Origin of the sequence: Pseudomonas sp. PSPC2-3 (assembly GCF_049898265.1) — a bacterium.
GTDB lineage: Bacteria > Pseudomonadota > Gammaproteobacteria > Pseudomonadales > Pseudomonadaceae > Aquipseudomonas > Aquipseudomonas veronii.
Genome location: NZ_JAFCXJ010000002.1, coordinates 311,782 through 326,357, shown reverse-complemented (window position 1 = coordinate 326,357; position 14,576 = coordinate 311,782). Strand labels below are relative to the sequence as shown.

The 14,576-nt window shown below is 63.6% G+C and carries 2 protein-coding genes; both read left to right on the top strand.

The genetic code is table 11. From position 1 onward, the window contains the following. The first annotated feature begins 383 nt into the window (after positions 1-383). Positions 384-1,556, top strand: a complete 1,173-nt coding sequence (locus tag ACP7E3_RS05350; protein ID WP_046383046.1) for a substrate-binding domain-containing protein — start codon at positions 384-386, stop codon at positions 1,554-1,556. Positions 1,557-1,784: 228 nt separating this feature from the next. Then, positions 1,785-14,405, top strand: a complete 12,621-nt coding sequence (locus ACP7E3_RS05345) for a filamentous haemagglutinin family protein (RefSeq protein ID WP_426122489.1) — start codon at positions 1,785-1,787, stop codon at positions 14,403-14,405. Positions 14,406-14,576 lie beyond the last annotated feature (171 nt).

The following is a 14,576-nucleotide window of genomic DNA, read 5'->3' as shown; positions in this document are numbered from 1 at the left end:
AGCCCCCTCCCACATTGGACCCTACCTGTTCAGTTGATTTTGGGGTGGGCCGATACCGCCAGCCCGCAACCTCGGGTTCATCGTTTCGTCACAGCCAAGCCCCTCGCCGCAGCCTACGCCGCCTTGACGAAACCCCCACTGAAACCGCGCTGTCACCTGCCTCCAAACCGCTCAAAACCATGACCAAAACACCCGAGAATCTTTTTAAAAATCAAGCCCTTCCTCCCGAGGTTTTTTCCCTTAGCTGTCATCGGAAGCTGCGAAATTCTCTAGCCATGGCCTCACCCCCAGCCACCCCCGGAACACGGCTTGGGACCGAAGCCATGGCGTCATGCAAGAGCCATCTACCTCAAACGTACAAACACGACGAAAGGAGATTCTTCATGTTTAAGCGCACTATGATCGCGGCCTCTTTGGCAGTTGCAGCACTGGCTTCGGCCCAATCCATGGCCGCAGTGGTCGGTGGCGGGGCCACCTTGCCGGAAAAACTCTACGGCAGCACTGCCACATCGACGACGGCTACCGGCATCCTCTCTGCCAGCATTCCAGGTTTTAGCCCCTACATCGGTGTAGGCAGCGGCGACGGCAAGAAGGCGTTCTTCGGTAACGATTCGACCAAGCTGAAATTGGCCTCGGGTATCACCGTTGACTATGCCGGTAGCGATTCGGTGGTGAGCGCCGCGGAACTGGCTGCTTACAACGCTGATACCGTTAAAGGCCGCGCCGCCTATGGCCCGCTGGTTCAAGTCCCGGCTGAAGCCACTTCGGTGACCGTGCCTTACCACATCGACGGTAAAACCTCGCTGCAGCTCACCAGTGCTCAGTTGGCTGATATCTTCGCCGGCAAGATCACTAACTGGAAAAACGTGCAATTCAACGGGGCTGCCGGTCCAGACCTGCAGATCAAAGTGGTCTACCGTCAGGAAACCAGCGGGACCACCGAGATTTTTACCAACCACCTCAAAGCGGTAAAACCCGCGTCGGTACCGAATGTCAGCAACAGCTTCGTCACCGCCATCGGCTTTGACCCAGCCACCAGCGCTCCGGTCGGTTCAAGCTACCTCGCTGTAACCGGCAGCCAAGGTGTCGCCACCGCGATCACCAATAACAACGGTGCCATCGGTTACGTCAGCCCTGACTACGCAGCGTTCAACAGCGCCGCCGCCGTTGCCTCGGTCAATGGCTTCCTGCCGACTGAAGTGAACGTTCAAGCTTCTCTCGATACTATTGCGCCACCGACCGTCGGTTCCGCCGCCGCCACCGACCCGTTGAACTGGGTCCCCACGTTTGCCAACCCGACTGCGGGCTACCCCATCGTCGGCTACACCAACCTGGTCTTCAGCCAGTGCTACAAAGACACCGCTGACAACACCCGCATCCAGACTTTCCTGAAACGTCACTACACTGGCGTGAACAACGCGGCTATCAGCAGCCACTCGTTCATTCCGTTGTCCACCACCTGGCAGAAAGCGGTCTACGACAACTTCGTTGCCACCACCAGCTCGCTGCGCATCGGCGACACCAACACCTGCAACGGTATCGGTCGTCCGCTGTAACACCCCGTCTCGACAGGGTTGGCCCCACAACCGGCAATGACTTCGCGTCATTGCCGGTTTTGTCGTTGTGCATCGCGACCCGCCAGTTGAACCGCGTTGTATGAACATTGTGTGACATCAGTTCGGTCGCACCCCTCGGCAACCGCCTTAAGCAATAACCACAACACGTGCCCGCGCAGTGTTCGCGCGCCCGTCGTTCGCCTGCCCCGTCAAAAGGACCTGTAAGTGATGCGTTCCCGTCTGAAGCTGCCTGCCAACCGCGCTGCCAACGTGCCTGCCACTGCCGGTCAACCGGTGTTGCGCCTTAAACCCCTGGCCCATGTGATCGCACTGCTGGTATTTACCGGCGGTGCCCACGCGGCGCAGCCCCAGGCGTTCAGTTCGGGTTGGTTTGCCGCCAAGGGCGTGACGCAGGCCGATGGCGGCGCACGCCCTGGCGCGACGTCACCGGGAACGCCGCCGCCGTTGGCCCAGCAACAGGTGCTTGGTCAGCAGTTGCAACGCTCCTTTCAGACCCTCAACACCAGCGTCGCCGCAATTGCCGCGCAACAGGCGGCGCAGGCCGCTGCCCGCAATAACGCCAGCGCGGGGCCGGAGACGATCCATAACGGTCTGGGCGGCAACGGCTTGAATGTGGTGATCGGCGCGGATGGCAAGCCGCTGTTCGTCAACGCCGAGGGGCCGGTGCAAACCGATGCCAACGGCAAGACGCTGGTCTCGATCAAGCAAACGGCCGATAAGGCGATCCTCAATTGGGACACCTTCAACATCGGTCGCAACACCACCGTGCAGTTCCAACAGAACAGCGATTGGGCCGCGCTCAACAAGGTCAACAACAGCACGGCGCCGAGCCAGATCCAAGGGGCTCTCAAGGCTGACGGCACGGTGCTGATCCTCAACAGCAACGGCGTCGTGTTCAGCGGCAGCAGCCAGGTCAACGTGCGCAACCTGGTGGCTGCCGCCACGGGCTTCAGCGATGAGCAATTCACCGCCAAGGGGCTGTACAGTTCAAGCAACAGCGCGCCCGGTTTCACCCAGGCCGCCGGCAAGGTGACGGTCGAGCGTGGCGCGCAGATCCAGACCCAGGTGCCCGCCACCTCCACTGCGGGCGGCGGTTATGTGCTGTTGCTCGGCAAAGAGGTGGAGAACGCCGGGACCATTTCCACCGCGCGAGGCCAGACCACCCTGGCGGCGGGCGACAGCTTTGTGATCAAGAAGGGCTACAGCACCGATGGCAATGTTGCGTCCACCACGCGGGGCAATGAAGTCAGCGTCACCGGCAGCGGCAAGGTCAGCAACAGCGGGCTGATTCAGGCCTCTACCGGTGACATCACCCTGGCTGGCCAGCAGGTGTTGCAAAACGGTGTGTTACTCGCCAGTTCGTCGGTGGAAGCCCGGGGTACCCTGCATGTAAAGGGCACGGGCAACAACGCTAGCGTGACCCTGGGCGAGGGCAGCCTCAGCGCGATTTTGCTCGACAGCAGCAGCGCCCTCGACAGCCAGCGCGCCGGGCTGATGACGCCGTCGCTCGATCAGAACGGCAACATTGTGCCGGCCGATACCTACCGCCGTGACCAGTCCCTGGTGGAAATCACCAGCGACGGCACGGTGGATTTTCGCAGCGGTTCCGTGACCCTGGCCACTGGCGGCCAAGTCGGTATCAAGGCTGCGCAGCGCACCCTGGTGCGCGACGGCGCGGTGATCGACGTGTCCGGCGCCACCGGGGTCAAGGTGTCGATGGCGTCCAATAGCGTCAAGGTCAATATCCAAGGCAACGAGCAGCGCGATGCGGCGGTCAATCGCGACGACAAGTCCCTGAATAACAACGATGTGTGGGTGGATGTCCGCGACTTGATTTTTGTCGCGGCTGGCACCAATGGCTATGCCACCGACCGCTGGTACACCGCAGGCGGCCTGCTGGAAGTGGGCGGTTATTTGGGCACCCGTAACCACGGCATTGGCGAGTGGATGGCCCAGGGCGGTACGGTGACCTTCAGCGGTAAGGACGTGGTGACCCAACAGGGTTCGCAGATCAACCTGTCCGGCGGCACCCTCGATGTGCAGGCGGGCAAGGTCCAGCAAACCTGGCTCAAAGGGCCGGACGGGCGTTTGTATGAACTGTCCACCGCGCCGGGGGACTTGCTCTACAGCGGGATTTACAAAGGCTATGAGGACCACAGCCAGCGCTGGGGCGTGACCGAGTATTACTACAACCCTTTGATCGCCCCGCGTGAGCGTTCAGAAGGTGCCTACACCGTGGGGCGCGATGCCGGACGCTTGGTCGTCAGTACCGCCAGTGCGGTTCTGGAGGGCCAGGTTGTGGGTGACACCTATCAGGGCGAACGCCAGACCCAGGCCGCGCAAAAAGGCCTGGACGGTTATTTGCAATCGCAAAAAGCCGTGGCCCGCGGTGCCCAATTCGTGGTCGGTAGTTACGTGCCGTATTACGTCAAGGACAGCGCCACGTTGCAGTACGCCCTGGGGGCGGATGCCGGCACCGTGAAAAACGTCGTGCTCGGGCAGCGGGCGGCGGCTATCGCCGCAGGTCTGGACTTGACCACCGCACTGCCGGCTGATCGGGTGTCCACGCTCTATCTGGACACCGATGCCTTGAACGCGACGGAGCTGGGCGCGATCAAAATCGCCAGCACCGGTTCGATTCTGGTCAACAGTGCGCTGGAGGTGGCCGCAGCCGGCGACATCACCCTGTTTGCTCCGAAAATCGAGGTCAATGCCAACCTGACCGCGCATTCCGGCAGCCTGCAACTGGGTAACGTACAAACGCAGATCACCCCCGCCGGCAAAGTCGATGTGACCCTCGGCGGGCGTGGCAGCCTGACGGTGAACAACGGCGTGTCCCTGGATGCCAGCGGCTTGTGGAGCAATCAGCGGCTGGGCACCGGCGATGGCAGCCGTTTGCCCTATCTCAACGGCGGCAGCGTGGCGTTGCGCAGTAGCGGTGATATGACCCTGACGGCAGGTAGCCAGGTCGACGTGTCATCCGGCGCAGCCCTGGATGCCAAGGGCCAGCTCACTGGCGGCAAGGGTGGTGACCTGACGCTCGCGGCCAACGCCAATAGTGGCGACAGCCGAGGCAGCCTGGCCCTCGACGGTGAGTTGCTCGGGTATGGGGTCAATGGCGGCGGGCGCCTGAGTGTGCAGGCCGGCCAGGTGCTGATCAGCGATTCGGCGGTTGCCCCAGGTACCGGGACGTTGCAGCTCGGCAGTGGGTTCTTCAATAAGGGCTTTGGCGCCTATGACATCACGGGCAATGAAGGTCTGGTGGTCGCCGATGGCACCCAGCTTGCCGTGACAACCCCGGTGTACCGCCTCAATGACAACGCACAAAGCGTGGCGAGCGGTGCAGCGCCACGCACTGCGCTGGAGATCTGGACTCCGCCGCAGTATCAGGAAAACCCCACCAAGGGCCTGTTGACCCCCCGCAAAGGCGCGAGTGTGAGCTTGCAAGCCGGTACGTTGTTGTCGACAGCGGCGCAGATGGCGTCGGCGCAACTGCGCATCGGCCAGGGCGCGCGGATTGAGGTTGATCCGGGTCAAGCGATCAGTCTACGCAGCATTGGCCAGTTGACCGTGGATGGCAGCCTGAATGCCTGGGGTGGCAGCATCACGCTGGGCGCTGTCAGCGTGCAACCCAACGTGGCCGATGGCGTTGAAAACCAGGGCCATGGCCGTTCGATCTGGATCGGTGAACACGCAGTACTGGACGTGGCCGGGCGGGCGTTCACCGCAGTGGACAGTCTCGGCCGGCGCTACGGTACGGTCGGCCAGGGCGGCACTATCGTGATTGGCGGGGTGATCGACCCGGCCACTGGGATCGCCTCCGCCGCCAACTTGTTTGTGGTGGTGCGCGAAGGCGCGCGCCTTGACGCTTCCGGCAGCCAGGCGGTGCTGGACCTGGACGGTGCCGGCCCGAGCGTGATCGCCAGCCGTGGCGGCAACATCTCCCTGGCATCCAACACCGGCGTGTACCTCGACGGTACGCTCAAGGCCGGCAGCGGTGGTGCCGGTGCGGCGGGTGGTTCCCTGAGCCTGGCGTTGGAAACGCCGCTGTACGCCGAATCGGCCGCGGCTCGCGTGCGGCAAGCCCGTGAATTGATTGTCAGTGCCGCCGATCCGGGCGTGCCGTTGCCCGCCGGCAGCACCCCCGAATCGGCCGCGGGCAGCCTGGTCTACGGTCATGGCCGGCTCACGGTCAGCCAGGTCGACGCCGGCGGCTTCGATAACCTGTCGCTGTTGAGCAATGGTCTGATCAGCTTCGACGGTGACGTGTCCCTGCGTCTGGGGCAGAGCCTGAGCCTGTATTCCGGGGCCATGGCGTTGACGGATGGCGCGCCCCGACAGTCCCAGGTGCTCCTGGCGGCGCCTTATGTACGCCTGGCCGGGGTTGGCAACAACAGCCAGGGCAGCGACGGCGCCGTTCGTCCGACGGTCCAGGGTGGCGTTTCCACGCAGGGTACAGCCGGGCTCTTGAGGGTTGAAGCGGCAAACGTGCTGGATGTGCGTGATAGCCTCAACTTCGGTGCCCATGCCGAGCGCTCCAAGGCGTTGGCCAACGGCATTGACCGACGCGCCTTCGATCAGGCCCAGTTGGTCAGCCTGGGGGATATGCGCTTTCTGGCCCGCAGCGCGAACAATACTAAAACCGCCTTGACCACCCAGGCCGACTTGAGCCTGACGGCGGCGCAGATTTACCCGGCTACGGGGGCCGTTGCCGAGGTCACGGCCGGCTACACGGGGCCTAACAGCGACTTTGACCCGACACGCACCTTGCGCATCGGCCGGGTCGGCAGTGAGGCCCCGGCGCAACCTTATTCAGTGTTTGGCAGCTTACTGCTGAGTGCCTCGACCATCGAACAAGGCGGCGTGTTACGGGCGCCCATGGGCGTGCTGACCCTGGGCATGGATGGCGGCATCGTCCGTTCCACCAAAGTGATTAGCCTGTTGCCTGGCAGCCTGACCTCCGTCAGCGCCGGTGGCCTGGTGCTGCCGTATGGCGGGACAGTCGACGGCGTGACCTGGCAGTACAACGGCAAACAGGTGGAGTTGCTGGGCGTCGGCGGCACCTATAACACGGGCAGTCTGGCCGTTGGTATGCAATTGGTCGGGCGCTCGCTGAATGTGCAGCAGGGCGCGGTGCTGGACCTTGCCGGTGGCGGTGAGTTGCTCGGCGCGGCGTTTGTCTCCGGGCGCGGCGGCTCCACCGATGCGCGCTACAACCCGTTGGTGCAAATCGGTGCGGACGGGCGCTTTACCTTGCCGGGGCTGGCCACCAACCCGATCTATGCGATTGTTCCCGGCGCCCAGCCGGGAGTCGCGCCCAGCGGTGGCGAGCCGGGTGCGACCCAGCCGCTGGTGGGGCAACAAATCAGTATCGGTGCCGGGGTTCCAGGCTTGCCGGCGGGGACCTACACCTTGCTGCCGTCTAGTTACGCCTTGTTGCCGGGGGCGTTTCGGGTCGAGATCAACGGCTTGGCAACGGCGTTTGCCGCAGGTTCGATGCCGAACGCTTCGGCCATGAATAACGGTTCCTGGTCAACCGAGGGCTTCCTGTCGATTGCCCACACCGGCATTCGCGACAGCCTGTCGAGCCAGGTGATCGTCACGCCGGCGGCGGTATTGCGCCGGTATTCCCAGTACAACGAAACCCGTTACGCAGACTTCGTGCGCGCTGACGCTGCGCGCCTGGGCGTCCCGCGTGCGGCCCTTGAAGCCGACGCCAAAACCCTGAAGTTGCAACTGATCGCCGGTCAAAAAGACGTGGGGTTCACCTTTGATGGCGAGGGGCGTTTTAAACCCGCGGAGGGTGGATTCGGTGCCACTGTAACGGTGCAGGGCGACGCTATCGAGGTGATTTCTGACACTGCCCAAGCCAGTACCACGCCGTCGACAGTGGCGGTACGCGCCAGCGATTTGAATGCCTTGGGGGCCGCCCGTTTGGTGGTGGGCGGCTTGACGACGGTGATGTACGGCCAGGGTGGTAATTTTGTCGGGTTCGACACAGGATCCAGCGCGAACTCGGTGGTTGTGCGTCAAGGTGCGAGCTTGGCGGCGCCGGAAGTGTTCTTGATGACGGGTACGTCCTCGGGCGCCATTGAGATCGAACAAGGTGCGTCGATCAACACCCTGGGGCTCGGCAAGGCTGCCTATGACTCGGATGATGGTTTTATCTATCGACCAGGCGCTCATAGTGTCCTGGCAGTGTCCAATGGGCGCTTGCAGATGCTGGCCCCAACCGCTGGCGACAATAATAGAGGACCAGGCAGCATCCTGATCGGCCAGTGCAATCCAGGGGCTTGCAGCGGTGAAACGTCACTGTATTCCGAGGGCTCGATTGCCTTTGCCACCACCAACCGCTTTGCCTTGGGTGACGGTGTGCGCTACGGCACCCGTCATCTGGCGCTGGCGGTGGGTGGGATCAACGTCGGCAGCCCGGAGGCGTTGGCTGAGGCCGCCGCGCGCGGCGTGTTGCCGTCGGGCTTGACCCTCAATCAGCAAGTGATGGATCGCCTGTTGCGCGGCGATACCTCACGCGGCGCACCGGCCCTGAAAAGCCTGGCACTGACAGCTGGGCAATCCTTGAACTTCTATGGCAGCGCCACCCTGAGCACCCTCGACAGCTCGGGTAAGTCACTGCTGGATGAACTGTTACTGACGACTCCGGCGATCTATGGCTATGGCAACGCGGCGGATGTGGCGTTGATCCAGACCGGCACCTTGGTGTGGGGAGGCGATACCAGTGCGCCGCCGGCTGTGATCAACCAAGGTGCGGGCACCGGCAGCGGCACCCTGGAGCTGCAGGCTCGGCGCATCGAATTTGGCTATGGCCGCAATGCCCAGCCCGATGGCCTGACCGAGAATGGCCGCATGACCCTGGGCTTTGCCAATGTCCACCTCAACGCCGACGAACGCATTACGGCCAACCACAAAGGCAGCCTGGCGGTGCATCAGTCCCAGGGCGCTTATGAAGCGGGCAAGGGCTTTGCCTACAGTGGCGGCAACTTGACCATCACCGCGCCGCTGTTGACCGGTGAAGCCGGTTCGGTCAACCGGATCACCGCCGGTGGCGCAGTGACCGTAGTGGCCCCGGCCAACAGTGCGGCCCCGGCGGATGCGACGGCCATCGACGCGTTGGGCGCCGAGTTATTGCTGTCCGGGCGCAGCGTGGCGGTCGATACGGCGGTGGTGTTGCCCAGCGGCAAGCTGACCCTCAGCGCCGATGAAGCGCTGACCCTGGGCGCCTCTTCGCGTCTGGACCTCAGTGGTCGCACCGTGCGGAACAACGACGTGAGCAAATACAGCTGGGGCGGTGACGTCAGCCTGGAAAGCCGCCACGGCAACATTTATCAGGCGGCAGGTGCGCTCGTCGACCTGTCAGCCCGATACAACCAAGGTGGCCTGCTCAAAGCCGTGGCGGTGGACGCCGGAGCAGGGCAGGTCGACTTGCAAGGGCAGATCCGCGCCGGTAGCAGCGGCTATTACGATGCCGGTGGCACCCTGGTACCGTACCAGGCGGGCGGGGTGGACATTCGTGCGCAGCAGATGGGGGATTTCGCCGCGTTGAACCAACGCTTGAACCAGGGACAGGTGTGGGGTTCGCGCAGCTTCCAGCTCAAGCAGGGCAACCTGGTTATCGGCGATGAACTCAAGGCCAATCAGGTCAACGTCTCGGTGGATAACGGCAGTTTGACGGTGGTGGGCACTATCGACGCCAGTGGTGAGCGGGTCGGCAGTATCCGCCTGGCCGGCAAGCAGGGTCTGACCCTCGCCGGCAGTGCGGTGCTGGATGCCCACGGTACGGCGTTGCGGGTCGACAGCTACGGCAAAATCATCGATGCGCCGAACCGGGCGATGGTTGAACTCAACAGCGGTGACGGTCAATTGACCTTGGCCGATGGCGCGCGTATCGACGTGCGCCACGGCACGGCTGCGGTCCTGGGTCGTGGCCCGGGGCAATACGACGGCCTGGCCCGTGGCACCCTGGAACTGAATGCCCCCCGGCTGAATGCCAATGACGTGGCCATCGATGCGCGCGGGCGCGTCGATATCCTTGGCGCTCGCTCCATCGCGCTGAACGCCGTTGCCCGTTACACCGATGCGCCGCCCGGCGTTGAGCCGTCGGCCAGTGGCCGGCCGTATCAGGTGATCGATCAGGAATACCTGAATAAAAAACACGCGCTCAGTGAAACCTTTATCAACAATGCCTTGAACAACCTCGGGTTGACGCAAGGCAAGCTGGCGGGCTTGAACAACAGCCGCTACGCCGACGCCTTCCACCTGCGCCCAGGCGTGGAAATCGTCGCCGAAGGCGATCTGGTGGTCAGTGGCGACCTGGACCTGTCGGGCATGCGCTATGCCAGCCTCAACCGCAATACGCCGAAGACGTCGGTGTATGGTTCGGGCGAGGTCGGCAGCCTGGTGGTGCGTGCCGGTGGCAATCTGGACGTCTACGGCAGCATCAACGACGGTTTTGCCCCGCCGCCGCCCACCCCGGACGACAACGGCTGGGTGCTGACTCCCGGCCTGCAAGGGTTCGGCAGCGATGTGATCGTGCCCGGCCCTGGTGTGGTGCTGGCAGAGGGCAGTGCATTCCCCACTGGCAAGACCCTCAACTACTCGTTACCGATCCAGGCCACCACGCTGGCGCAAGGCACTGTGCTGCCGACGCAGGGCATCCTCGATGCGCCACTGACCCTGCCGGCCAATACCGTGTTGAGCGCGGCAGTGCGCGACAGCGCCGGCAACCTGCTGTATGCCGCCGGCACGTTGTTGCAACAACCTGTGGTGCTCGCTGCCGATACACGACTGGACGCCGGCACCGTATTGGCGGGCGCTGCCGCCCTGCGCGCGATGACCTGGCCGGCCGGCGTGCCGTTACCCAGCCGAGGGGTGCTGATCGGCAGTGCGACCGACGGTGTTTTGCTGGCTGTGAACCTGGCTCTCAAGGTTGGCGCGCTGATTCCTTATGGCACGGACGTCAAACTGCCGAACGGCGCGATATCGGTGCCGTTGCGCACCGTGACCGGCGCCACGGCACGCCAGAACTGGGCTGTAGCGCCGATGTTGGCCGAAGGCTCGCAGTCGTGGTCGTTGCGTCTGGTGTCCGGTGCTGATACCCAGGCGGCCGACACGCGTTCTATCCAGCCGGCCTTTGCCGGCGACCTGACCCTGGCGGACACGCACTACGGCATTTACGAGACTCACAGTAAAACCATCATCCCGGGGCAACCGGCCCGGCCAGGCGGCGCCTGGTACTGGAGTGACTTTGCCGCCGAGCTGTTCGGCGTCACGGCGGGTACTCCGGTGCCGGAGTCCGAGTGGGCTTCTTGCCCGGACTTGTGCGTGCGCGTCAACTACGTGTGGAGCGACTTAGCCGAGTTGTTTGGCTTTACTCCCGGGGCGCCGGTGTCACCCGAAAACGAAAGTATGTGCGACGCAGATCTGTGCGTTTCCTTGGGCGAACCCACTCCAGCAATCCCTGAACAGGTGATCGTCGGTCCGGTCAAACTGGTTTCACCCGTGAGTCAGCATTTCAGTGTGCTGCGCACCGGCACCGGTGATCTGGATCTGATCGCTGCGGGCAACGTCTCAATGCAATCGCCCTACGGCGTGTACACCGCAGGGGCGTCCAGCGCGTCTCGCGCAGGTGGTGCCGCCGCCGACTTCAACCAGGCTCGCGTCACCGCTGAGGATGGGACGGTGCTGGGCAGCGCGGCCAAGGCGTATGAAGCCTTGGTCGATGAAAGCAGCGCCAGCCCTTACGCCGCCTGGTACCCCGACGGCGGCGGCAACGTGTTGCTGCGCACCGGCGGTAGCCTGACGGGCGCTGTCTGGACGTCGATGCAAGATAGGCCAATGGACAATGACGGTCGCAGCCAACTCAACAGTGCGAACCTGGGCAACTGGTTGTGGCGCCAAGGCACAGGCAGCACGGCGGGTGTCACCCCGATACCGACCAGTTGGTGGATCAACTTTGGCACTTATATAAAGGGCAAAAGCGGCACTGCCAACCGGTATTTTGACGACGCTGCACAGATAGACCAGCTGCCACGCCTGGTGGGGTTCACCGGTGTCGGCACGCTGGGCGGCGGCAATCTGACCCTGGACCTGGGCAGCGATGGTGGCATGCAGACGCGCCGTGGCTCCGTGGATGGCTTGAGAGCACCGCGCAGTGAAGGCCTGGTGTTGGCAGTGGGGAGTACCGGGCGGGTGGTGGACGGTCAATTGCTGTTGACGGGGGGCGGCGACCTGGATGTACGCATGGGAGGCGATTTGAACCCTGGGCTGGACGCTCGTGCGACCCGCAGTAATGCCGCCAGCTTGCAATCAGTCGACTATAAGGCACAAACACTCAGCCTCAATGGCGTGCTGACCAACCTGCGTGGCGCCTTGAACCTGCAGGCAGGCAGTCTGGGGGGCATTGCCTTGAATTACGGCAGTATGCGTAACGATCAGGATGTCAAGGAAAGCCGAGCCTACTCGCCGTACACCGCAAGCCTGGGCACGGCCACGGGCGGGATCACCTTGATGCTGGGCGACGCCACGGCCACGCTGTCGACGCGAGGTGACCTGGTGTTGGCGGGGACCGGCGACCCTGGACGCGTCTCTACCGAAAATACCCAAGCGTTCAGTTACAACGGTAGCGCTTATGGCAATGGCACCACATGGTTCTCATTATGGACCGAGCGTACCGCCATCGACTTGTTCTCCGCAGGTGGCAGTTTGACGCCTAGCGTGCAGAGCATGTCGCTGAGCGCCAATGGCCAGCTGAATCCTCTGCCCGAGCAAAACTACTCCAGTTCGGACGGGCGTTTCATCTTCCCCTCCAAGCTCGGCGTGGTAGCAGCCAATGGCAGTATTTATCTCGGCGCATCCGCGCTGGGTGCTGGCCCGCTGCCTAACAATCCCGCTTATTCGCTGTTATTGGCGCCGTCGAGCAAAGGACGATTGGCCATGTTGGCCGGGGACTCAATTTACGCCAGCGGTTATGCGGTCAACCAGTCGGGTGACAGCCAGGGTGCTATACCGACGCCGTTCGCGCCAGCCTTTGTCGGCAGGAATGGGTTCAGCCTAGTCGTCAACAACCTGGGCAGTGACGCGATACAGGACGACCTTTCCTTGTTCGCCTTCCGCAGCGCGACTGATCTTGCGCGTCCGGCTTCCCAGGCAGAGCCGGCCAGGTTTTATGCCCAGCAGGGCGACATCGTGGGGCTGCGCAGCGGTGAGATCCTGACGTTCGGCAGCCCGCGTCAAGGCCAGGTCCGCTATGAGTCCGCAGGCCCGGTCTGGATGCGGGCGGGGCGCGACATTGTCAGTTCAGGTACCGATATGGGCTCGTCGACGGTGCTTCCTAAACTGTTGGGTTACAACGGCGATTACTTGGGTGAAAGCCGCGGCAACCTGTTCGTTCACAGCCGCCCTGAGGACGTGTCAGTGGTTTCTGCCGGGCGCGACATTCTCTACAGCAGCTTCAACGTCGCCGGCCCCGGCACCCTGGAAGTCAGTGCCGGGCGCAACCTGTTGATGGCCGACAAAGCATCCATCACCAGCCTGGGACCGGTGGCGGTGGGCGACTCCCGTCCGGGGGCATCCATCGTGCTGGAAGCCGGGGTCGGGCTCAACGGCCTGGATTACCTGAAGTTCGTCACGCCCTACCTGGACCGCGCTAATCAGGCGGTCGAGGGTGTCGCGCTGGCCGCGCAAGCCGGCAAGGTGGCGAAAACCTACGAGGCCGAACTGTTGCAATGGCTCAACGAGCGCTACGCCTTCAGCGGCGATGCCGAGCAGGCGCGGGCGTACTTTGCAGGCTTGGGCCCCGAGCAGCAACGCATCTTCGCCCGTTCGGTGTACTTCGCCGAAGTGCGCGAAGGTGGTCGCGAATACAACCTGGCCGCTGGCCCGCGTTCCGGTAGCTTTGTCCGCAGCCGCGCGGCCATCAACGCACTGTTGCCGAGCAAGGACGTGGCGGGTAACCCGATCGTGTACAACGGCGACATCACCCTGTACGGCGGTGCCGGGGTGCATACCCTGTTTGGCGGCAATATCCAGATGCTCAGCCCGGGCGGGCAGCAGGTGTTCGGGATTGAAGGCAACGTGCCGCCGGCCAGTGCTGGGGTCCTCACGCAGGGTGCCGGGGATATTCAATTGTATTCCCGGGGCAGCATCCTGCTAGGCCAGAGCCGGATCATGACCACCTTTGGCGGGGCGATTCTCGCCTGGTCCAACGAAGGCGACATCAACGCCGGCCGTGGCTCGAAAACCACCGTGCTGTACACACCGCCCAAGCGGCTCTATGACACCTGGGGCAACGTGACCTTGTCACCCAGTGTGCCAAGCGCCGGTGCCGGTATTGCCACCCTGGCACCGATTGCCGAAGTGCCGGCCGGTGACATCGACCTGCTGGCTCCGGCCGGCACCATCGACGCGGGCGAGGCGGGCATTCGGGTCTCGGGCAACGTCAACATCGCCGCTTTGCACGTGGTCAACGCGGCGAACATCCAGACCCAGGGCAAGTCGTCCGGGGTGCCGGTGACGGCCACCGTCAACACCGGCGCCATGACCTCGGCCAGCGCCGCGGGGGCGGCGGCGTCCCAGGCGGCGGAAGACGCGGCGCGCAGCCAGCAGGCGGCGGCCAAGCAGGGCAGGGCGTCGATCGTGACGGTGGAAGTGTTGAGCTTTGGCTCCGAGCCGGTGCAGCGCGAGCCGCAGGAACAGCAGAAAACCTCGGAGTACAACCCCAACAGCCCGGTGCAGGTGCTGGGCGCGGGGCCGTTGAGCGAACAGGCGCGTGCGCGGTTGACGGATGAGGAGCGCAAGCAGATCACGTTGTAGGTGGAAGGACCTCTCGATGTACGTTTGGGGCAATCAGTGATTGCCCCGTTTTTTTTGCTGTTGGCGCGGCGGCCTAATAGCAGGCTGGTGTTTCATGGCTAACTCGGCTGGAAGGGTGGGAGGGGGCTTGCCCCCGATGGCGGTGGATCAGTTATGCATTTAGTGACTGAC

Coding starts and splice junctions, on each gene's coding strand:
- ACP7E3_RS05350 (WP_046383046.1), top strand. CDS start 384: ATGTTTAAGCGCACTATGATCGCGGCCTCTTTGGCAGTTGCAGCACTG.
- ACP7E3_RS05345 (WP_426122489.1), top strand. CDS start 1,785: ATGCGTTCCCGTCTGAAGCTGCCTGCCAACCGCGCTGCCAACGTGCCT.